Genomic DNA, 594 nt, shown 5'->3' on the forward strand with positions numbered 1-594 from the left:
GCTTCATGATAACGTTTTTGTCCCAACAAAGCTTCTGCTAACCAGAATAAAGCATCATCACTCAAAGGATCTTTTTTATAGTGATGTTGAAAAGCGCAAAAGGCTTTTTCAGCTTCGACATAGTTGGCAGAAACAATAAAATTATAACCTTTTTTATACAACGCTTTAGAAGCAAGAAGAGAGGAATCTTGACCCTGATGCAGTCCATCACGAATGCCTTCTTCATGCACCTTCTCCAAGTGGTTATGCACTTCCTTCAGACGGTCTTTTGCTTCCTTCGCATCTTTATGCGCTTCTTTAAAATGTTCAGCAGTTTTTTGTAAACGGTCGTCCATTTCCTGCAAACGACTTTTATGATCAGGGCTCTCCACATTGGTAACACTGCTCTGATCATCTTTCGTACCCTGTTCCTGAATGGTTCCTTCCTTTACAGTTTGTAAATTTTCATCCAAAGAAGCACTTTCAAAAGCACACGAATAAACAGAAGAGTCTTTTTTATCAAAAAGTTGGTGGAATTGTTTTTGCACATTTTTCACATCATTGTGCTCAAGCACCGTACGTATATCATGCAAAAGTTTATCCAAATCATAATCT

General features: G+C 38.0%; 1 pseudogene. It reads right to left on the reverse strand.

Annotated features, from left to right (window positions below):
* Window positions 1–572, reverse strand: a pseudogene (locus ACFIML_RS09300) (hypothetical protein); the annotation flags it as partial.
* Between the last annotated feature and the right edge of the window lie 22 nt (window positions 573–594).

This window comes from Bartonella sp. AC62GZZY, from assembly GCF_042196525.1.
Lineage (GTDB): Bacteria > Pseudomonadota > Alphaproteobacteria > Rhizobiales > Rhizobiaceae > Bartonella.